The organism is Sneathiella sp. D3-11 (assembly GCF_055809395.1).
Window position 1 is genome coordinate 3,437,215 of record NZ_CM147911.1, and the last position, 19,064, is coordinate 3,456,278.

Consider the following 19,064-nt stretch of genomic DNA (forward strand, 5'->3'; position numbering starts at 1 on the left):
AACGGGTCGGCGATCCTTTACTTCGTACCGATCTGGTCCATGGAGACTTTGCGGTTGAAGAGTTTTTCCGCCGTTTTATAGGCGATCTGCTCGGCGGTCTCGCGCGGCAGCAGGCTGAGCCATTGCCGGTTGAGGGCGATCAGTTCGGAATAATTGCCCCACTGTGCGTTGATCCAGGTATCGGTGCCGACCATCAGCCGGTCGGCAAACCGGGTGAGGATGCGGCGCCAGTGCGGGTCGATCTCGGTCATGGATTTGAGGATGTCATTCTCCCGGAAGGAGGTATCGGCATAGAGCGTCGGATAGGTTTCCATCACTTTCTCGACCACATCGGCGGGCTCACTCATCCCCGCATGGGCCCAGATGATGGTGAGGGCGGGCTCCAGCTCATAGAGAAGATGCACCGGATCAGCCCCGGAATGGACATGGATCGGGATAGACCGCGCCTTCGCCATCGCCGTCACCTTTTTCAGCAAGGGCCGGTCGGTCGGGTCGAGATTATGGATATGAAACTCGCCGAGACCTTCATGCGGATATTTCGCGAGGCGTTCCTCCAGATACTCCTCCATCCCCGGCGCCTTCGTCCAGTTGCCGGATCCGGCATTGCCGTGATAGGGGCGAAGTTCCGGCACGATGCGGTTCGGCGCATATTCCCACAGCATGATCGTTCCTTCATCGGGGGTGGAGGAAACAAGCCCCATGGCGACGCCGTTCCGATCCATCAACTCGATCACGCTTTTGACAGGGTAGGGGCCCCAGGCAGGCTCCTTATAATGGATATGCGCATCAAAGAGCGGCACATCCTTGATCGCCTCTCCAATCGGGGTATGATCCCCATCTGCCCGCGCGACAGTGGCGGTGAGAAGAACGGTGGCAATAAGGCAAAGGCCGGAACGGGGCAGGGTCATGATATCGCCTCATGGGTTATGGAATATGGTTAAGTATAGCATGTTCTCGCGAGGTCTGCAGGGTGTTTCCCCTTGCAGGACGTGATTGGGACGGACAAGCTCATGCGATATTTTCTGGTCCATTACCATGACAAGCAATTTGGCTCCGGCAGCAAACAGCCGGATAAATGTTGTCAAGTGTGATGCCCGTCATTGCCGAAATGCTATGAAGGAAATACTCTCGATGCGAAGAGAAATGCCATCTCCTGTCCGTACTATCTTGAAAGAAAACGACCATGATAAGTGATTTACATCTGCCGTTGATCCTGCTCGCCGCCTTTGTCGCGACGGCCAGCCCTGGTCCGGCGACCCTGGCCATTTCCGGCCTGTCGATGAACTCCGGGCGACGCTATGGCGCTGGCGATGGCGGCGGGGGTGGCGACGGGAGCGCTGATCTGGTCAGTTGCGGCGGCCTTCGGGCTGGGCGCGATTATGCTGGCGAATGCCTGGGCGTTTGAGGTTGTGCGGTATTTTGGTGCGGGCTATCTTCTGTATCTTGCCTATAAGTCCGGCCGGTCCGCGATGACGAAGGGCGGCACAGTAAGCTCCAGCGTTTCCGCTAAATCATGTCGTGCGGCCTATGGCAAGGGGCTGGCGTTGCATCTGACCAATCCCAAGGCGATCCTGTTTTTTGGCTCGCTCTATTCCATTGGTGTGCCGCAGGATGCACCGATCTCGTCATTGGCGATTATCATTGGCGCTGTCGCCCTGCAGAGCGCTCTTGTTTTTCATGGATATGCGCTGATCTTCTCCAGTGCGCCGATGGTGGCGGGATATGCCCGGCTTCGGCGCTGGTGCGAGGGCGCATTTGCCATCGTCTTCGCCTTTGCCGGGATCAAGATCCTCACCGCACGGATCACGGGGAACTAGTGCCGCCCCGTATTCCGCTTATTTCTTCTTCTTTGACTTGGCTTTTTTGGACGGCTTGGCGTCTTTTTTCTTAGCCTTATCGGGCTTTTTTGACTTTTTGCTCTTTTTATTCTTCTTCGGTTTGTCGGCCTTATCGGACTTTTCAGCCTTTTTCGTCTTGACGGGCTTGGTGTCTTTCTTCTTGCCCTTCTTTGGCTTCTCAGCCTTCTTGGCCTTTTTCAATTCTTCGGCTTTCGCGGGGGCTTCCATGGCCGCAGGTTTTGCGGGCGCGGCCGGTTTCTCCGGTGCCGGAGCGGGTTTCGCGAGGGCAGAAAGTTTCGGTGTCACGACGACGGCAGGCTTTGCGGCCGGTATAAGAGAGGCTTTCGCGGCGGCAATCAGTACTTTCGCGCGTGCTTCGCCGATGCCAGGAACGGACAGAAGCTGGGCAACTTCCGCCTTTGCGAGCTGTTCGGCGGTCGTAATTCCATTTTCGGTAAGGCTCGTGCCTGTCGTTGGACCGACGCCTTTAACATCAAATACTGTCAGCATATTTGTTATCCTTTTCGCGCGGGTAAAAGGCTGGCGCGAAGGCCAGCCTTTGGAGGTGTCAAACGCCGTTAAGCCGCTTTCTTCAGCGCTTTTTTGGCCTTTTTCAGCTTGCTTTCCTGCTTGGCAATTTTCGCTTTGCGGGATTTAACTTCTTTTTTGAGATTTTTGATCTTTGCTTTTTTAGCCATGATAAAAGTGGTTCCTTATTGGTTTAATTGGGAATGCAGGGCGGTTATTCTGACGGGACATGCTGCTTCAGAAAGTCGCGAATAAATCGCCGGACCTCGCGGGCGGCGCTGGTGTCCAGTTCGTCGCATAACTCGACAAACTGATCCCGCTCCTTACCCTTGATGCGAATGATCAACTGGCTGTCTTTCCGTTCTTTCTTCTTCAGCTTTTTCTCTGCCGCCATCGGGATATGTACTCCTTGCATAATCCGAAGTATATCAAACGCATATCACATGTATATACATTTTATGTTACAATATTGTGGCGGCGCCGAAAAGAATTTTGTCGCCAGTACGTCGCCTGCGGTTACTTGTAGATCAGCGTCCCGTCATCAAGGTCAGCCTCGCCCAGCGTTTCTTTATCGACATAATAGTCCTGCGTATGCACCCAGGGGTCTTTGTCGCCCTGCTTGGGCATGATCTTGAGGGCGCGGGTGAGGTAGCCCGCATTGAAGTTATCCGGGTCGACAAAGGGCTTTTCTGGCATGCCCTTGTCTTCTTCGCGGAGTTCAGGCACGACCATCCGCGCACCTTTCTGCGCCATATGCTTGAGTAAGCGGCAGACGAATTCCGCCACCATATCGGAGCGCATCGTCCAGCTTGTCCGCAAGTAGCCGAAGACCCATGCCATATTGGGAATGCCGGAGAACATGATTGCCCGATGTGACCAGCAGTCGCCGAAATTAAGTGGCTTCCCGTCGATGGTGAAGGCGATATCGCCAAGAGCGCTCATATTAAAACCGGTGGCGGAGACGATAATATCGGCTTCCAGTTCTTTCCCGGATTTGAGCAAAATGCCATTTTCCGTGAAATGATCGATCTGGTCGGTAACGACGGAAGCTTTACCATCACGGATTGCCTGAAACAGGTCCCCATCGGGCACGAAGGCGAGCCGTTGCCGCCACGGACGGTAGGTCGGGGTGAAATGCGGATCGACGGGCAGGCTGTCACCAAGATACTTCTGCGCGCCCTTGATCAGTTCCTCGCGCAACCCTTCCGGCTCCTCGAAGGAGCGGCGGGTGATTTCCTTCTGGTCATAGAGGACCTTGCGCCGCGCAATCTCATGAATCCATTCGTCCGGAACGTCAAGCTCGCGCAGGGTTTCCGCCAGTTCGTCGCGGTTGGCGCGGGCGGAAAAATAGGTGGGGGAGCGTTGAAGCATAGTAATATGCCCGGCCTCTTCCGCCATGGCAGGGATCAGGGTCGCCGCCGTCGCACCAGAGCCGATGACGACCACTTTTTTGCCCTTATAATCGAGATCTTCGGGCCAGGTCTGCGGGTGGACGATATCGCCCTTGAAGTCCTTCATTCCCGGATAGTCAGGCGTATAACCTTCGCTATGGCGGTAGTACCCTTGGCACATCCAGAGAAAGTTGCAGGCATAGCGCCGGAGATCACCGCTTTCCTTATCGAGCACTTCCAGCGTCCAGCGCTTTTCCTCGCTCGACCAGACGGCCGTCTTCACTTCATGGGAAAAGCGGATATGGCGGCGGAGATCATTCTCATCAAGGCTTTCATCAAGATAACGGAGAATTTTGTCCGCTCTGGCAATGGGGTCATCCTTCCATGGCTTCCACTTAAAGCCGAAGGTGAATAGATCGCTATCGGAGCGGATACCCGGATATTTATGGGTTGCCCAAGTGCCGCCGAACGTGTCTTGCGTCTCCAGAATGGTGAAGTTTTTATTTGGGCAAAGTTTCTGAAGGTGATAGGCCGCATCAATCCCGGAAATGCCAGCCCCGACAATCAGCACATCAAAATATAGGGTTTCGCCCGCATTTTCCTGAGCACTCTCGACCGCTGCATCCATGGTCTTACCTCCTGATCGCCTTTGGCGTTGTTTTATTGTTATCTTATAGAATAGTGATCTCGCGGTGGTGCGCAATAGTAGATTATCCTGGCAATAGGCATTAATCTGGACGCACTGGATATCCGGACCTTCGAAAGTGCAGGACATGATGGTAGAAAAAACCAAACTCGTACGGGAAAGCGCGCTTTACGGGATGTTCAAGCCGGGCGATTTTCTCGATTGCTACTCTGTTGTCATTTCACCGCCTGACCGTCCGCTTGGAGAAATCGTACAGTATCTACTGATTGCGATGCCGGGATGGGCGCGGATGTTGCTCCGTATACGTGACAGAATTGTTCGTGTCTTCGGTATCAAGACAACGCGGGAGCTTCCCCAGAACAACAGTTTTCGACAATCCGTTGCCGTGGGGGATCATGTCAGCTTCATGAAGGTGTGGAGTGTTTCAGACCGCGAGATTATTCTTGGCGAAGACGATTCCCATCTAGATTTCCGGGTCGCTCTCCGGCGTGAGCCGGGGAGGATGGGCTTGTCTCCCTCGCCACGCTTGTTCACCGGCATAACCTCATCGGGCGGCTGTATCTTGCGCTGATAAAGCCGTTTCATATCCTGATCGTGAAATCCCGTTTGGCCGCAGCCGCGCGTCATTTTGAAGCAAAAGTATAAAATTGGGTTGCTAATAGTTGCAATACAGTTTGTTTCTGCACAATATACAGAAGTTGCACTTAGACTTGATACTAATGACAGGGAGTTATGAACCATGGCTGGCAAATTTGAACTTTACAAAGACAAGGCTGGCGAATTCCGCTTCCGCCTCAAAGCTGGCAACGGCGAAGTCGTTGGCACATCTGAAGGCTACAAGGCGAAGGCAAGCGCAGAGAACGGAATTGCTTCCGTAATGAAAAACGCGGGCGACGAAGGCCGGTATGAATTCAAGGAAGGCAAGAACGGCAAATGGTACTTCAACCTCAAGGCCTCTAACGGTCAGGTCATTCTCTCCAGCCAGGGTTATGCCGACGAAGGCGGAGCAAAGGGCGGAACCGGTGCCGTTGGTCGCGCGGCAGATGGCGCAAAGACCGACGACCAGACGTAAGTCTTTTAAAATTACACCTGCAGAGGCCGGGAGAGCAATCTCCTCGGCCTCTCTTTTTGGGAAGAGCAAATGACGCAAACCACTATCGAAGCGACCCTAGACGCCTATTACAAGGCCCTGCAATCTGGCGAGGAGGACCAGATCAGGGAAATTGTCGCGCCGGATATCCTCGTGCAGTATCACGATGCGACGGGTCTGCTGCCCTGGGGTGGGCGCTGGCAGGGGATCGACGCATTCAGGACATTTCTGTCCCATGTGGCGGAGCATCTCGTCATCGAGGAGGTCGAGCAGTTGGAGAAGCTCATCGCCGATGACTCGGTGGTTGTCGTGCTGCGTGGGAAATGGCTGGCGAAAGCAACGGGCCGCCGGGTTGAGGCGGTTGTCAGCAATATCTTCACCATCAAGGATGGCAGTGTCGCCGGCTATCAGGTTTTCCCCGATAGTGCGGCCTTTGCGATAGCGCTGGATCGCCTTGCTGTGGTAGAGGCAGGATAATAAATAAGAAAGAGTGCGCGCTGGAGCGAGTGAGATGGAATTGTCTGTGTTTTTGATCGTGCTGATGGCAGCGTTGCTACATGCCGCGTGGAATACTTTCGTCAAGATGAATGACGACAGGGTGCTGTTCATGGCGGTTATGATGGCGGGAAGCGCGGTGGTCGCCTTTGTCGCGACCGCGTTTCTGCCACTCCCCGCGCCGGAAAGCTGGCCGTATATCGCTACCTCCGTTCTATTGCATATCGGCTATCCGCTATTCCTGCTGATGGCGTATAAGTTTGGAGATCTGAGCCATGTTTATCCGCTTGCCCGCGGGTCCGCCCCGTTGATCGTTGCGCTGGTCTCTGTCTTCTATATCGGGGAGGTGTTAAGCAATCAGGCCATGTTCGCTGTTATGATCATGGCGTTCGGGATCATGAGCCTGTCTCTTACGCGCGGCGCGCAGGACCTCTGGAATCCGCAAGCTGTCTTCTTTGCGCTCGGCACCGGTTTGTTCATTGCTGCCTATACGCTGACCGATGGCATTGGCGCGCGGCTCGCAGGCAGCGCTCATAGCTACACTTCCTGGATGATGGGGCTGGAGGGGATTCCCTTTATTGCCTATATCCTGATAACGCGACGGAAAAGGGCCTTGCCGCAGATTGCCCGCGTCTGGAAACTTGCCGTCCTGATGGGGCTGATGAGCCTTGTCGCCTATTGGTCCGTGATCTGGGCGATGACGGTGGCGCCGATTGCACTCGTCGCGGCGGTGCGTGAGACCAGTATTATTTTTGCGCTGCTGTTTGGGGTTTTCTTCCTGAAAGAGAAATTGAGCCTGATAAAACTCGCCTCCACCTTTATGACCCTGTTCGGCGTTGTGCTGCTCAAAATAAACCGGAGCTGATGCGCATGAAAAGGCCGGACGGATTGTACTCCGCCCGGCATTCTTTCATGATTGGTTTATACCACAGGGGTTACATTTCGATTGCTTCAACGACTTCTATCGAGCCGTCATGATCGACAAAGGGGCAGCCTTTCGCGATTTCGAGCGCCGCGTCCATATCGGCCGCATTGACGAGGGTGTAACCGGAAAGCGGGTTGCTGCCGCCATTATCGATAACCCCTGAACCGGTCACCGTCTTGGACATGCCGACAGGATTGCCCGGGTCGACCATGGCGTCTTTATGCGTTTCCATCCAGCTCTGCCAGGCGGCCATCATCTGCTGGCCTTCCGCCTCGCTTTCCGGTTTTTTCCCGCCGTGATAGGCAAATACGAATTTTGGCATCTTCTTATCCTCCTTCTGTCATTAAAGGTTAGCTTGCTAGTCGTTCCAGTTTTCTCAAGGACGAGGTCCAGCCTTCATTATGGTTTGCGGCGCTTTCGTCGTCCGGCAGATCGGAATGGATCAGTCGAAAGATGGCTCCACCGGAACCGTTTGGTTCAACCTCAAAACGCACCCGGCTTTCATGACCGCGCGCGTCATTTTCGTCATGCCAGCCCCAGGTGAACTCGACGGAGCGGGGCGGGTCGATCTTGATGACTTTGCCGGTCACCTTGTGGCGACCACCCTCGGCATTGACCATCACCGAAGACCAGTCGCCGGGCTTCGACAGATCAAGGTTATGTTCAGGCACAGTCATGCCTTCCGGTCCCCACCATTTCAGCAGGTTCTTCGTCTGGGTGACGAAGTCGAAAACTGTTTCCGGATCGAGAGGGAAATTGCGTTCAAGAGTGAGTGTGTTCATTTTTTCTTGCTCTCCTGTAGTAGGGCGGCCTCAAGCCGGTCGAGGCTCTTCTGCCAGAATTCGCGGTAGCTCATCGACCAGGCGCCAATGGCCTGTACCGCTTCGGGACGGACGGAATAAAGGCGGCGCTGCGCATCGATGCGCTGTTCGACGACGCCGGCTTTACGAAGGACTTTCAAATGCCGAGAGATGGCGGGGGCGGAAATCTGCCCCACATTTTGTAGCTCCCCGGCGGGAAGCTCTCCCTCCTGCAGGAGTTTCTCGACAATGGCGAAACGGGTGGCATCACCCAGCGCGGCAAAGGTACTCGACAGATTTGACATGAATTCTCTTTTATTTAACTATTATGTTAAATAACATATTCGAAAAATACAATGAGTCAATAAAAATTACACCGCCTGACGGGAAGGGGGAGTTGCAGGGCTTTTGCGAGGGGGCGGTGTTTTTATTTCCCGTTTGATTTCAGGCGGATGCGCATGGAGCCGCCTTTCGGCTGCTCGATATCGAAGGCGTTGGTCTTGCGCACGAGGTCGCTTAGTTTCGGGACGCCGTAGTTGCGCGGGTCGAAGTCGGAGTTGAGGTTAAGGAGCTGGTTACCCACGTGGCCGAGTGCGAACCAGCCGTCATCGCTGTCGAGCTCGGCGATGGCCTTCTTGATCTGCTGGGTTGCCTTCGAAAGCTGCTCCCGCGGTTTCTTTGGGGAGCCACCGCCTTTCTGGCTTTCCTCGGCGACGCCGCGCAGGTTCTCCGTATAGATGAAGCGGCGGCAGGCCTGACGGAAGCTTTCCGGCGTTTTCTGTTCGCCGAAGCCATAGACGTCGGTTCCCTGTTCGCGGATGCGGGCGGCGAGGGCCGTGAAGTCGCTGTCCGAGGAGACCAGGCAGAAACCATCAAAGCGGCCGCTGTGCAGCAGGTCCATGGCATCGATCACCAGCGCGATATCGGAGGCGTTCTTGCCTGTCGTATAGGCGAACTGCTGATGTGGCATGATGGCATGCTTGGATAGGATCTCGGCCCAGCTTTTTGAGCGCGGATGCGAAAAGTCGCCGTAAATCCGCCGCACGCTGGCTTCCCCGATCTTGGCGATTTCCTCAAATAATCCATCGGCGATCTTGGACGAGGCGTTATCGGCATCGATCAGAACAGCGAGGCGGGGGGAGCGGGTTTCGGACATCATCAAATCTCTTATCAGGTGTTGTGAAATTACTTCCCCGACAATGCCGTAAGCGCAATGGAGATTCAACTATCTTTCCTCAAAAACGGCCGCCAGCGTGAACTGGCGACCGTTTCCCAAGAGCAGAGTGTTACGCGGCGAGAGCTTCACTTGTCTTGGCGGCAATCTGCGCGATGCGTTCGCCATAGAGCCGGGCAGTCTCAAGATCACCTGCACGGGGGCCTTCCTCCGGGCTGGCGTCTGACGGTGAGATGGCGAGCGCCCCGGCAAAGCCTGCCGTCCAGTTCACATCATCGGGGCCATGCTGTTTCTGGTTGGACGGAAGCAGGCCCGTTCCGACCCAGATCTGGCCATGCTGCTGCGACAGGGTGAAGAAATAATTGATCGTTGACCCTTTATCACCGTTGACCGAAGCCGAATTGGTGAAACCGCCGGCAATCTTGTCCTTCCAGATAGAGCTGAACCAGGGCTTGGAGCTCTCATCGGCGAATTTCTTGAACTGCCACGCGGGTCCACCCATATGGGTCGGGCTGCCATAGATGATGGCGTCCGCTTCGGCGAGAGTGTCCCAGACCTCCGCGGCGATCTCGCCATTTTCCGGGATCTGGATGTTGGTAACGGTGGCGCTGTTAACGCGGGAAGCGCCTTCTTTCACGGCGTCGGCTTGTTTGGCAGTGTGGCCGTAACCACTGAAATAGACGATTGCGATTTTGGTCATTGGTGAACTCCTGAAGCTTAAAAAAGACGAATAAGTTTATTGCGATGAATGGCACGTAAAGCCTTTACTTTCCTTTTGCAAGTAGTTACCTTTTGGTAAGTATTGAAAAAAATTGGAGATACTGCGCATGGCACCGAAACATGGAACCAATCAATGCCCGATGGAAAGCATTCTCGGCCAGATCATGGGCCCGTGGACGCCCTATATCCTGTGGCTCCTTTCGAACGAGAAGTCTTTGCGCTTCGGCCAGCTGTCGGCGCTTATCCCGGATATTTCGGCCAAGGTGCTGACCGATCGCCTGCGCAAGCTGGAAGGCTCCGGTCTTGTTCATCGCGACTATCAGCCGACGGTACCGCCGACGGTCTATTATTCCCTGACGGCGCGCGGTGCGGAGCTGCATGGTGTGTTGCAAGGGCTCAATGAAGTGGCCCTGCGCTGGGCCAAAGAGGATGAGGAAAAGCAAGGCATTCCGGATGCGGAGATAATTGCCGCCGAATAAAGGGCGTGATAGCTTGCGTATCTTATAACAATAATAAGGGAGGTTCGCGCTATGGAAAAAATCAATATCCAGTTCACCCTTTTTTCGGCCTTTTATTCGCCGCTTATCTCGGTGATGTCCGGCGGATTTCTGAAGGAAGAAGGGCTGGAGCCCAACTGGACCGTCGCCGCACCCGGCGTTTCCGCTATCGCGGCATTGAAGGAGGGCAGCGCCCATGTTGTGCAGTCAGCTTTGAGCCATGGCTTTGGTGCGATCGCCCGTGGGGAGGAGATGACGATTTCCCATTTCGCGCAGATTAACGAGATGGATGGTTTCTTTCTCACTGCGCGGGAGCCGGATCCGGATTTCACTTGGAAGAAGCTGGAAGGGGCGGAAGTTGTCCTCTTCGGCGGCGGGCAGCCACTTGTCATGTTCAAATATGCCTGCCACAAGGCCGGGATCGACTACGACAAGATTAAGGCGATCAACGTTGGCGGCGCGGCGGCCATGGACAAGGCTTTCCGCGAAGGGCAGGGCCAGTATGTGCAGCAGCAGGGTCCGTTCCCGCAGCAGCTTGCGGCGGATGGCCTCGGTCATATCGTGGCGCAGGTCGGCAAACAGATCGGGCCGTGCGGCTTTTCAAGTCTTGCCGCAACCAAGGACTGGCTGGAGAGCGACATGGCGCTGGCCTTCATGCGGGCCTACCGCAAGACACGCATCTATATGAATGAGACACCCGCCGCCGAAATCGCAAAGGCGGAGAAAAGCTATTTCCCTGATATTGACGAGGCTGTGCTCGCGAATTGCATCTCCACTTATCAGAAGCTTGGCTGCTGGACGCCACATGTGGAAATTACCGAGAGCGCCTATGAGGCGACGATGGATATTTTCGCCTATAACGGCCTGCTCGAGGAACGCTACCCCTATGGCCGGATCTGCAGTCTGCCGCCGTCCTAGACCATATAATCGAGGAGCAGACCACCCACGGCGCAGATCAGCAGGACCGGTGTTATCGACCATTTACGATAGAGCAGCAGCACCGCGGCAATGGCGGCGAGGATCAATACCTTTCCATCGAAGGTCGCGAGGGTCGGCTGCCAGAGTGTGATCGGGCCGAGTTCCTGCTTCGTCACCTCCGTGAAGAAGACGTGCTGCGCGAACCAGATGGAGAGGTTGAGGATCACCCCAACGACCGCCGCCGTAATACCGTTCAGCGCGCGTTCCAGCCTCGGCTGATGGGAGATCCAGTCGATATAGGGAGCGCCGGTGAAAATCCAGAGGAAGCAGGGAACGAAAGTAACCCAGAGGGTCAGTGCTGCCCCCGCGAGGCCGAGCAGGAAACCGCCCTCGTAAAAAGCAGCGAGAAAGCCGACAAATTCCGTCACCAAGATGAGCGGGCCGGGGGTTGTTTCTGCAAGGCCCAAGCCGTCCATCATTTCGCCCGCGCTCAGCCAGCCGAACTGGTTGACCACATCCTGGGCCATATAGGCGAGCACCGCATAGGCGCCGCCGAAGGTCACTACCGCAAGCTTGGAGAAGAACAGCGCGATCTCGGTCAGGATCGGCACACCTGTAAACGCGCCGATCAGCAACACCGGTAACCACCAGATAACCAGCCAGAAACCGATCCAGAGAAAGGTTTTCGGGAGAGAGCGGCCGGCGGGCAGGGGCATTGCCTCTTCACTCTTGCTATTTCCCCGTCGAAAGAAGCCGTAGAGCGCGGCCAGCAGGACAATCAGCGGAAACGGTAGTTCAAGGAAAAATATCCCGATAAAGGCAAGCGCCCCGACGACCCAGGGCGTTGTCCCTTTCAACGCTCGCTTCGCGACTTTCAGCAAAGCTTCGATCACGATAATGACCACCGCCGCCTTGATCCCGAGGAAGAGGCTGCCAACCAGCGGGACCGACCCATAAAAGGCATAGATACTGCCAAGGGCGAGGATGACGGCGGCGCCCGGCAGAACGAACAGCAGCCCGGCCATCAACCCGCCGATAACTCCTTGCAGTCGCCAGCCCGCATAGGTCGCGAGCTGCATCGCCTCCGGTCCGGGCAGCAACATGCAGAAGCTGAGCGCGTTGAGGAATTGTTTCTCGCTCAGCCACGCCTTTTCCTCGACCAGCACCCGGTGCATCAGCGCGATCTGCGCCGCCGGTCCGCCGAACGACAGGAGTCCGATGCGGCCGAAGGCGGCGAAAGTCTCGCTTCTGTCCGGTTTATGGGCCGCCTTAGCATTCATGAAAAAAGCCGGTTGCTGCGTCTATGAAACGTCATCATAGATAGACGCAACAGCCGGGGCGACTGTCAATCGGAATATTATGAAGCGTTCGCGATGCGGGCTTCGACATTCTTCTTGATATTTGCGAGCGCGATATCGGCTTCCTTGTTCAGCCGGTCGATCTGATCATTTGTTGGCGGCTTAGGCCGGGCCGGGTTGATCATGGTGCGGGTGAAGCGGACCTGATCCCCTTCTTCCTTAACGTCATAGCGAACGATGATCGTTCCAATAAAATCCGTCTCGGTCTCCCCGATCCAGAGATGGGGAGGTTCACATTCCGTCACCACCCAGTTGAGTTGCGCGGGGCCACTTCTCGTGTGCCATTCCTCAACAAAGGTGTCGCCCTTGCGCAGGGGGCGATCCGGGCTATCAATCTTGTGCGATGCTGCGAGCCATTCGGGCCAGCTGTTGGGATTGCAGACATAGTCAAGAACGTCTCCTGCAGGAGCGCTGATTAAGATACTGTGGCTACGCTTGAAGGAGTGTGTCTCGGTCATTGGGAATTTCCTTTTTTACTTTTTCTTCTTGTTTTTACTGAAAAGGGCGCGGGCAATCCGCTCGTTCTGGATTTCGGTTGTGCCATCGACATAGTTGGCGATGCGGGCGCAGGCGATCTGCCGGCCCAGCGGGTATTCGCGGCGCAAGCCCGCCGCGCCCATTACCTGCATACAGCGGGAAAGCTGCTCATCGGCCATTCGGGCGGCGTATTTCTTCGCGTGGGCAGCGGGCAGTTCGGCATTTGTGCCATTCTCCACCGCGAGAACGGCGCGATAGGCGAGAAGGCGTGCAGCCTCCACCTCCGTCTGGGCATCGGCGAGCCGCCAGCGGAGCCCTTGAAAATCAGCGATATGTCCGCCAAAGGCGGCCCGCTCGCTCGCATAGCTGGCTGCGAGATCAATTGCCGCCTCGGTCATGCCGCAGCACATGGTGGCGACATAGGTTCGTGCGGCATTAACACTGTTCATTGCTGCCTTGAAGCCGTCACCCGGCACACTCATCATCCGGATATCAGGGACGAAATGATCCTCAAGCTTGAAGCCGCCGGTGCCGATGGCATGGCCGCCCATGATTTCAAATGGCGGCACACGGGAAACGCCGTCCTCGCGCGCATCGATAAGAAAGCCCGCAACCCCACGCCAACCCGCCGCCGGGTCCGTCTGCGCATAGAGGAACATCAGGTTCGCATTCGCCGCATTGGTGATCCAGGCTTTCTCGCCATTGATAACCCAGCCGCCATCGACCTTTTTCGCAAGCGTTGTAATAGCGGCAAAATCGCTACCCGCATCCGGTTCGGACAGTGCCGTGCAGCCGATAGCCTCCCCGGCCAGCATTTCGGGCAGATATTTCTTGGCGATTTCTTCGGGTGCGTCGCGGGCGATTTTGCCGGCCAGTCCCATATGATTGATCAGGGAGAAGGAAAAGGCGAAGCAGTCTCGTGCGATCTCCTCGGCGATCCGAGCCTTCAGGCGAAACCGTCCGCCAAAGCCACCAAGATGTTCGGGCACCTCAAGACCTGCGAGGCCTGCAAGTGAAGCTGCACGCAATGCCTCAATCGGTTGGCGGCGTTCTTCTTCCCAGTTTTGTGCCTTGGGGGCGACCTCGTTTCGGGCGAACTCAACCGCGCGGGTGAGCATGTCTTCTTCGGTGCGTGTTAGGAGCAAGTCCATGATAATTCCCGATACTTATTATTAGTTTTCAAGACTATAGCGAAGCAACCTCACCCCGGAAAGCGTGTTTTGCGGGAACGGGATTAATAGGCGAGAATTTTCTCCATACGGAAATTGGTGAGCGTCACGCCATTGCGCATGGGCTGTTGTTTTTTGAGAACCCGCCAGCCATGCCGTTCAAACAAGGGGCGGGCAAAAAGGCTGGCGTCGCTGGTGAGTGCTGGCATCCTTTTCGCAAGGGCATATCGCTCAACAAACCCGTAAAGCCTCCCGGCGATTCCTTTGCCGATCCAATCCGGATGAACGAAGGCAAACTCAATATGCCCGGTTTCTGTCAGGGACATAAAGCCGATGATTTGGTCCTCCGTCTCCGCGATCCAGGTTTTCAGGCCGTGCATCCTATCGCGCCAGACATCCTTATTGGGCACTTCCGGCGCCCAGGCCAGAAGCTGTTCCTCGGTATAATGCCGCGCCGCGCCGCGCCGGATGCTCTCGAAAAATAGTGACGCTGTCTCCTTCAGATCGAAAGGCAAATATTCGCGTATGTTTATATTTTGCGCGTTCATCTACAAAGATCGTGAGCCAATGAGGAACAGTATATGGTAAAATAGATTTGTAGCAGGCGGCAGGGAATTCCAACAGGGAGGAATAGAATGCGGGTGCTGATTGTGGGGGCGGGCCCAACAGGGCTGACGGCGGCGGTAGAGCTTAAGCGTCGCGGTGTTGATGTTGAAGTGATTGATAAACGCGAGGAAGGCTCGGGTCTTTCGCGTGCAGTCGGGATGACACCGGAGAGTCTTTTGCTGCTGACCGCATCGGGGGTGACGGAGAAACTGCTCGCCGAGGGGATCCATTTTCAGGAGGCGCGTATCCACCGCCGCGCGACATTATTGTTGAAGCTCCCCTTCAAGGTATCAAAGGCGAAATATGACTATGATTATATTCTTGGTCTGCCGCAGGACCGCACAGAAGCGATCTTGCGTGAGACATTGGAGAGCTTTGGTGTAAAGGTTCGCTATGCGACGGAGCTGAAAGATCTTCGCGACGATGGTGACGGTGTCATTGCCATGTTGGCGGACGGGCAGGAGGAACGCTTTGATTATGTGCTCGGCGCTGATGGAATCCGAAGTCGGTGCCGGGAGGTGTTGGGCCTCGATTACCACGGATATGATCTGCCCGAAACCTGGTCAATCGCCGATGTAAATGCGAAGAATTGGCCGACCCCCAAGTCCTTTACCATATGCCAGTTCGCGCGCGGCGGAGTTGTCGTTGTCGCGCCACTGGCATCGGATCGTTATCGGGTCATTTCCAACCGGCGGGATGCCTTGCACAATCTCCCCATTGAGATGGAGGTTACGAAAGTCAATAGGGAGGGAACCTTTACCATCTCCATCCGTCAGGTGCCGGAGTACTGCAAGGGGCGGGTGTTTCTTGCTGGTGATGCCGCACATTGCCATTCCCCGGTCGGCGGGCGCGGCATGAACCTTGGAATCGCGGATGCCGCGGAATTTGCCCTGCGTCTGGTGGAGGGTGGACTGGCGGGATATAGCGCCGCGCGCCATGCGGAAGGCGCAAAAGTGATCAGGGGAAGCGAGCGGGTGCGCAAGATCGTGACGTCAAAAAATCCGGTGGTGCGGCGGCTGTTCCGCTGGGCGCTGGGTATCGTTTCCATCACGCCGCCGCTGCAGCGGCGGATTGCAGCCATCATGCTCTACGGATAATGCTGCACTGCAATGTGAATTAGTGCTGCTAAGTTTCTGTTGCAAAGAATAAAAATACATGGAAAATGTTTCTCAAGGACTATACTAGCCAACAAGACGCTGTTAAAGCGCAATAACAATTTTGACATTTAAATATCCGGGAGGATTAGACGATATGCGTAAAGCATTAATGGTAGCGGCTGTGACAGCCGTGTTGATGGCATCCGGTTCCGCCGCCTATGCGGCATGTGATGCGAACGAGATTGTCATTAAATTTGCTCATGTGACGAACACGGACAAGCATCCCAAGGGGATCGCCGCCAGCCTACTGCAACAGCGGGTGAATGACGAGATGCAGGGCAAGGTCTGCATGGAAGTTTATCCGAACTCCACCCTTTATAATGACGACAAGGTCTTGGAAGCATTGCTGAACGGCGATGTCCAGCTTGCCGCGCCGTCACTCTCCAAATTCGAGCAGTTCACCAAGCAGTTCCGTATCTTCGACTTGCCATTCATGTTCAAGGATATCAACGCAGTCGATGCCTTCCAGAACTCCGATACCGGTCAGGCCATGAAGGAAAGCATGACAAAACGCGGCCTCTTGGGCCTTGCGTTCTGGCACAACGGCATGAAGCAGTTCTCGGCTAATAAGCCACTGGTCTCACCGAAGGATGCGGAAGGGCTGAAATTCCGCGTACAGTCCTCCGATGTGCTGGTCGCACAGATGGACGCTCTTGGTGCGAACCCACAGAAGATGGCCTTCTCCGAAGTTTATGGCGCGCTTCAGCAGGGCACCGTGAACGGACAGGAAAATACCTGGTCGAACATCTATGGCCAGAAATTCTTCGAGGTTCAGGACGGCACGACCGAAACAAACCATGGCGTGATTGACTATCTTCTCGTCACTTCTACGGAATTCTGGGAAGGTCTCCCCGATGATATCCGCACACAGCTTGATACGATCATCAAGGAAGTGACAGAAACCCGGAACGCGGAATCTACCAAGGTCAACGAGGAAGCCAAACAGGCGATCCTTGCCGCTGGCGGTGTCGTCCGCACCCTGACGCCGGAACAGCGCCAGGAATGGGTTGATGCAATGAAACCTGTTTGGAGCAAGTTTGAAGCCGACGTCGGCGCCGATAACATTGCCGAAGCACAAAAGTTCAATATGACCAACTAAGGTTGGAAACCCGCTGGCGCGGTTGTCTTGATCGCGCCAGCGCTTTTTTGCGTAGCTGACAAGGGGGAGGCCATGTCGGGACACACGCCGCACCGCAAGGGCACATTTGTCGACAGCCTCGAAGAGACGCTGATCGCCATCATTCTGGGGCTGATGACCCTGGTCACATTCGCCAATGTCGTGGCCCGCTACGTCTTCAATTCCAATATTCTCTGGGGTCTTGAGGTCACGTCGATCCTGTTTGCCTGGTTGGTCCTTCTTGGTGTCAGCTATTGCGTCAAGGTAACCGCGCATCTCGGTGTTGATGCGGTTGTCAATCTCCTCTCGCCGCCGGTGCGAAAGTTCTGCACTCTGATTGCAGTGGCTGTTTGTGTTATCTATGCTTTCCTGCTTCTGAAAGGGGGTGGGATTTCTGGGCGAATTTCGCGAACCTTCCGGCGACGACCGGACGATGGTTCCCGACCGGATTTCAGGAGAAATTTCTCGCCAAGGGCTGGTATGAAACCAACGACGTCTTCATGCCGGATATATTTCAGTTCATTGCCGACTGGTTCAACGATGGCGAACGATATGAGAAAATTCCCCGTCTGATCCCTTATGTCATGCTGCCCGTCGGCATGGCACTGCTGTTGTTCCGCTTTCTGCAGGCAGGCTGGGCCATCTATACAGGCAAGCAGGAACTGCTCATTGTCAGCCATGAGGCTGAAGACGCGGTTGAAGAAGCTGCCGCCAAAGTAAGCAGGGAGGAATAGTCGATGGAAGTAGCCCTGCTGTTTGCCATTGTCATTGTTCTTTTGGTGCTTGGCGTTCCCATTGCTATCGCGCTGGGATTAACCTCTATTTTTTTCCTGCTGTCCGCGTCGGACAGCTCGCTCGCCTCTGTCGCGCAGACACTTTATGAGGCGATGGCCGGGCATTACACTTTGCTCGCCATCCCGTTCTTTATTCTCGCCTCCAGCTTTATGTCGACGGGCGGGGTGGCGAAGCGGATCATTCGCTTTTCCATTGCGGTGGTCGGGCATTTCAGCGGTGGCCTCGCCATTGCCGGGGTGTTCGCCTGCATGATGTTTGCGGCTCTCTCTGGTTCCAGCCCCGCAACCGTGGTCGCCATCGGCTCCATTGTCATCGCCGGGATGACCCAGGTCGGCTACAAGAAGGACTTTGCCGCCGGAATTATCTGCAACGCGGGCACGCTCGGTATCCTGATCCCACCGTCCATCGTGATGGTGGTCTATGCGGCGGCGACGGATGTTTCTGTTGGCCGCATGTTCCTCGCTGGTGTGATCCCGGGGTTACTCGCGGGTTTCATGCTGATGGTCGGCATCTATGTCGCCGCGAAATACAAGGGGCTCCCCAAGGGCGACTGGAAGGGTTGGGGAGAAGTGCTCTCCGCCGCGCGAGATGCGGGCTGGGGTCTGTTCCTGATCGTGATTATCCTTGGCGGTATTTATGGCGGTGTCTTCACGCCGACGGAAGCGGCGGCGGTGGCGTCCGTCTATGCCTTCCTGATCGCCAATTTCATCTATTGCGACATGGGTCCGCTGCACCGGCAAGGGCAGGATTCAATCCCGCTTTGGCGGAAGCCACAGGCGCTGATCACAGTGTTCTTCCACAAGGATACCCGCGATACCCTGTTCGAGGCGGGCAAGCTGACCGTCACCCTGATGTTCATCATCGCCAATGCGCTGATCCTGAAACATGTGCTGACCGACGAGCAGATCCCCCAGCAGATCGCTGGCGCGATGCTGGACGCCGGGTTTAACTGGTGGGTATTCCTGATCATCGTCAATATCATCCTGCTGATCGGCGGGCAGTTCATGGAGCCGTCAGGCCTCATCGTGATTGTCGCACCGCTGGTCTTTCCGATAGCGATGGAACTCGGGATCGATCCTATTCATCTCGGCATTATCATGGTCGTGAATATGGAGATTGGGATGATTACGCCCCCGGTCGGGCTCAATCTATTTGTCACCTCTGGCATTGCGGGCATGCCGATCATGCGCGTCGTGAAGGCAGCGCTGCCGTGGCTTGGTATCCTGTTCGTGTTCCTGATCCTGGTGACCTATATTCCATTCCTTTCGACCTGGTTGCCGACGACCTTCATGGGACCGGAACTCGTCATCAAATAGGGGTACTACGCCATTTATTCGGGCGCGTTGTGCCTCCCTATTCTGAT

The 19,064-nt window shown here is 55.6% G+C and carries 25 protein-coding genes and 1 pseudogene; 13 read left to right on the forward strand and 13 right to left on the reverse strand.

Going from position 1 to position 19,064, the window contains the following annotated elements; translation table 11 throughout:
- Window positions 1–17 precede the first annotated feature (17 nt).
- Complete coding sequence (locus tag AC0L73_RS17360) at window positions 18–908, reverse strand: amidohydrolase family protein (protein ID WP_473654396.1); 891 nt, start codon at window positions 906–908, stop codon at window positions 18–20.
- 275 nt (window positions 909–1,183) lie between these two features.
- Here AC0L73_RS17360 and AC0L73_RS17365 point away from each other — a divergent pair, with 275 nt between their 5' ends.
- A complete protein-coding gene (locus tag AC0L73_RS17365; protein ID WP_473654397.1) occupies window positions 1,184–1,405 on the forward strand; it encodes a hypothetical protein in 222 nt (73 codons plus the stop codon).
- Entirely contained in the window at window positions 1,299–1,817 is a 519-nt protein-coding gene (locus AC0L73_RS17370; protein ID WP_473654398.1) for a LysE family translocator, read from the forward strand. Before AC0L73_RS17365 ends, AC0L73_RS17370 begins: the two co-directional genes overlap by 107 nt.
- Window positions 1,818–1,835: 18 nt before the next feature.
- Here AC0L73_RS17370 and AC0L73_RS17375 read toward each other — a convergent pair whose 3' ends face one another.
- From AC0L73_RS17375 to AC0L73_RS17385, 3 genes are all read right to left on the reverse strand, one after another.
- Window positions 1,836–2,348: a helix-hairpin-helix domain-containing protein gene (locus tag AC0L73_RS17375; protein WP_473654399.1), complete on the reverse strand. Its 513-nt coding sequence runs from the start codon at window positions 2,346–2,348 to the stop codon at window positions 1,836–1,838.
- A gap of 232 nt (window positions 2,349–2,580) precedes the next feature.
- Window positions 2,581–2,760, reverse strand: coding sequence for a hypothetical protein (locus tag AC0L73_RS17380; protein ID WP_227951697.1), 180 nt, complete (start codon window positions 2,758–2,760; stop codon window positions 2,581–2,583).
- A gap of 122 nt (window positions 2,761–2,882) precedes the next feature.
- Window positions 2,883–4,385, reverse strand: a complete 1,503-nt coding sequence (locus tag AC0L73_RS17385) for a flavin-containing monooxygenase (protein ID WP_473654400.1) — start codon at window positions 4,383–4,385, stop codon at window positions 2,883–2,885.
- A gap of 145 nt (window positions 4,386–4,530) precedes the next feature.
- Here AC0L73_RS17385 and AC0L73_RS17390 point away from each other — a divergent pair, with 145 nt between their 5' ends.
- The 5 genes from AC0L73_RS17390 (at window position 4,531) to AC0L73_RS17410 (ending at window position 6,853) form a co-directional block, all read left to right on the forward strand.
- Window positions 4,531–4,974: a DUF2867 domain-containing protein gene (locus AC0L73_RS17390; RefSeq protein WP_473654401.1), complete on the forward strand. Its 444-nt coding sequence runs from the start codon at window positions 4,531–4,533 to the stop codon at window positions 4,972–4,974.
- Window positions 4,950–5,048 carry a hypothetical protein gene (locus AC0L73_RS17395; protein ID WP_473655468.1) on the forward strand — a complete coding sequence of 33 codons (99 nt, stop codon included), beginning with the start codon at window positions 4,950–4,952 and terminating at the stop codon, window positions 5,046–5,048. Before AC0L73_RS17390 ends, AC0L73_RS17395 begins: the two co-directional genes overlap by 25 nt.
- Before the next feature lie 94 nt (window positions 5,049–5,142).
- Window positions 5,143–5,475: a YegP family protein gene (locus AC0L73_RS17400; protein WP_227951700.1), complete on the forward strand. Its 333-nt coding sequence runs from the start codon at window positions 5,143–5,145 to the stop codon at window positions 5,473–5,475.
- Between the two features lie 69 nt (window positions 5,476–5,544).
- Window positions 5,545–5,970, forward strand: coding sequence for a nuclear transport factor 2 family protein (locus AC0L73_RS17405; protein WP_473654402.1), 426 nt, complete (start codon window positions 5,545–5,547; stop codon window positions 5,968–5,970).
- A gap of 34 nt (window positions 5,971–6,004) precedes the next feature.
- Window positions 6,005–6,853 (forward strand): DMT family transporter, encoded by an 849-nt coding sequence (locus tag AC0L73_RS17410; protein ID WP_473654403.1) that lies wholly within the window; start codon window positions 6,005–6,007, stop codon window positions 6,851–6,853.
- A 70-nt stretch (window positions 6,854–6,923) separates the two neighbouring features.
- On the opposite strand, the gene AC0L73_RS17415 is transcribed toward AC0L73_RS17410, so the two are convergent.
- The 5 genes from AC0L73_RS17415 to AC0L73_RS17435 all read right to left on the reverse strand — a co-directional run bounded on the left by AC0L73_RS17415 (window position 6,924) and on the right by AC0L73_RS17435 (window position 9,587).
- Window positions 6,924–7,235, reverse strand: a complete 312-nt coding sequence (locus AC0L73_RS17415) for a YciI family protein (RefSeq protein ID WP_473654404.1) — start codon at window positions 7,233–7,235, stop codon at window positions 6,924–6,926.
- A gap of 28 nt (window positions 7,236–7,263) precedes the next feature.
- Window positions 7,264–7,695, reverse strand: a complete 432-nt coding sequence (locus tag AC0L73_RS17420) for an SRPBCC family protein (RefSeq protein WP_473654405.1) — start codon at window positions 7,693–7,695, stop codon at window positions 7,264–7,266.
- Entirely contained in the window at window positions 7,692–8,018 is a 327-nt protein-coding gene (locus AC0L73_RS17425) for an ArsR/SmtB family transcription factor (RefSeq protein WP_473654406.1), read from the reverse strand. The genes AC0L73_RS17420 and AC0L73_RS17425 overlap by 4 nt, the downstream gene beginning before the upstream one ends.
- A 122-nt stretch (window positions 8,019–8,140) precedes the next feature.
- Complete coding sequence (locus tag AC0L73_RS17430; protein ID WP_227951706.1) at window positions 8,141–8,872, reverse strand: NYN domain-containing protein; 732 nt, start codon at window positions 8,870–8,872, stop codon at window positions 8,141–8,143.
- 127 nt (window positions 8,873–8,999) lie between these two features.
- The gene (locus tag AC0L73_RS17435) at window positions 9,000–9,587 is read right to left on the reverse strand and encodes a flavodoxin family protein (RefSeq protein ID WP_473654407.1); all 588 of its coding nucleotides are present in this window, start codon (window positions 9,585–9,587) and stop codon (window positions 9,000–9,002) included.
- 127 nt (window positions 9,588–9,714) lie between these two features.
- Between AC0L73_RS17435 and AC0L73_RS17440 the strand changes: the two genes are divergently transcribed.
- A complete protein-coding gene (locus AC0L73_RS17440) occupies window positions 9,715–10,086 on the forward strand; it encodes a winged helix-turn-helix transcriptional regulator (RefSeq protein WP_227951708.1) in 372 nt (123 codons plus the stop codon).
- Between the two features lie 51 nt (window positions 10,087–10,137).
- The gene (locus AC0L73_RS17445) at window positions 10,138–11,022 is read left to right on the forward strand and encodes an ABC transporter substrate-binding protein (RefSeq protein ID WP_473654408.1); all 885 of its coding nucleotides are present in this window, start codon (window positions 10,138–10,140) and stop codon (window positions 11,020–11,022) included.
- Here the strand turns inward: AC0L73_RS17445 and chrA are convergent.
- From chrA to AC0L73_RS17465, 4 genes are all read right to left on the reverse strand, one after another.
- A complete protein-coding gene (gene chrA, locus AC0L73_RS17450; protein ID WP_473654409.1) occupies window positions 11,019–12,302 on the reverse strand; it encodes a chromate efflux transporter in 1,284 nt (427 codons plus the stop codon). The two genes, AC0L73_RS17445 and chrA, sit on opposite strands and share 4 nt — an antisense overlap.
- A 77-nt stretch (window positions 12,303–12,379) precedes the next feature.
- Window positions 12,380–12,838: an SRPBCC family protein gene (locus AC0L73_RS17455; protein WP_473654410.1), complete on the reverse strand. Its 459-nt coding sequence runs from the start codon at window positions 12,836–12,838 to the stop codon at window positions 12,380–12,382.
- A gap of 15 nt (window positions 12,839–12,853) precedes the next feature.
- A complete protein-coding gene (locus AC0L73_RS17460) occupies window positions 12,854–14,008 on the reverse strand; it encodes an acyl-CoA dehydrogenase family protein (protein WP_473654411.1) in 1,155 nt (384 codons plus the stop codon).
- Window positions 14,009–14,091: 83 nt separating this feature from the next.
- The gene (locus AC0L73_RS17465; protein WP_473654412.1) at window positions 14,092–14,574 is read right to left on the reverse strand and encodes a GNAT family N-acetyltransferase; all 483 of its coding nucleotides are present in this window, start codon (window positions 14,572–14,574) and stop codon (window positions 14,092–14,094) included.
- A gap of 87 nt (window positions 14,575–14,661) precedes the next feature.
- Here AC0L73_RS17465 and AC0L73_RS17470 point away from each other — a divergent pair, with 87 nt between their 5' ends.
- The 4 genes and pseudogenes from AC0L73_RS17470 to AC0L73_RS17485 all read left to right on the forward strand — a co-directional run bounded on the left by AC0L73_RS17470 (window position 14,662) and on the right by AC0L73_RS17485 (window position 19,017).
- Complete coding sequence (locus AC0L73_RS17470) at window positions 14,662–15,729, forward strand: FAD-dependent oxidoreductase (protein WP_473654413.1); 1,068 nt, start codon at window positions 14,662–14,664, stop codon at window positions 15,727–15,729.
- 154 nt (window positions 15,730–15,883) lie between these two features.
- Window positions 15,884–16,888 carry a TRAP transporter substrate-binding protein gene (locus tag AC0L73_RS17475; RefSeq protein WP_227951714.1) on the forward strand — a complete coding sequence of 335 codons (1,005 nt, stop codon included), beginning with the start codon at window positions 15,884–15,886 and terminating at the stop codon, window positions 16,886–16,888.
- A 72-nt stretch (window positions 16,889–16,960) separates the two neighbouring features.
- A pseudogene (locus AC0L73_RS17480) lies at window positions 16,961–17,640 on the forward strand (TRAP transporter small permease).
- A gap of 3 nt (window positions 17,641–17,643) precedes the next feature.
- The gene (locus tag AC0L73_RS17485; protein ID WP_227951716.1) at window positions 17,644–19,017 is read left to right on the forward strand and encodes a TRAP transporter large permease; all 1,374 of its coding nucleotides are present in this window, start codon (window positions 17,644–17,646) and stop codon (window positions 19,015–19,017) included.
- The last annotated feature ends 47 nt before the right edge of the window (window positions 19,018–19,064 follow it).